1 pseudogene is annotated in these 792 nt (G+C 75.1%); it reads right to left on the reverse strand.

Features of this window, described 5'->3' with window-relative positions:
* Positions 1–106: 106 nt before the first annotated feature.
* Positions 107–792, reverse strand: a pseudogene (locus tag AC2CHG_RS31630) (peptidase); the annotation flags it as partial.

The raw sequence follows: 792 nt of genomic DNA on the forward strand, positions 1-792 counted from the left end.
GCCGCCCCGGCCCGTCCGCGGCAGTGGGGATTAAGCGCCCGGGGAGAACCCCCCCACTTCGGCGAGGTGGTGTCGATCGAGCGGCGGTGTCGATCGAGCGGACCGCTCAGAGCGGGTACGTGCGCGCCACCGCCAGCATCTCCGAACTGTGCGAGCCGACCACTCCCACACCCGCCGGCCGCTTCCGGAACCCGGGCACCCCGGAGAGCCCGTCACTGGCGTCCATCGCCCGCACCGACACGGCACCGCCGCGCGGCACGAGCGTCAGCGTGACCTCGACACCCTCCGGCGGCGGGGCGTGGAACACGATCCCGAACCCCCACTTCCCGTCGCCCGGCTCGACCGGCACGCTCCGCCCCGCCACCGTGGCGGACCGCAGTGTGGCGGTGCCGGTGTCGACGTGCAGTGTGAGCAGGCGTACCTGCCGCTGCGGCACCACCCGCACGCGCAGCACACGCTGGTCACCGTCGCGAGTGTCGGAGAGCGTCTCCACCTTCGGCGCGGGCAGGGGCGCGGCCGTGGCCGGTCCGGCGCGCATCTCGCCGTCGCCCAGCCCGGGGAAGTCGTCGGCCAGCGAGATGCTCCGGTCGACGTAACCGTCGGTCCAGGGCTGCGGCTTCTCCTCGCGAGTCAGCCACGCCGCCTTCCCGGTGCCCGCGTCCAGCGCGTACATCAGATGGGTCGGCACGGGATGTGCGGCGTCGAAGCGGTCCACTGCGAGGCCGACCCCGGCGAGCACCACCGCCGCCAGCGCGGCGGCCGCGGCGGGCAGCGCGCCGAGCCGGCGTGCGC

It is taken from the genome of Micromonospora sp. ATLC20 (assembly GCF_057196585.1).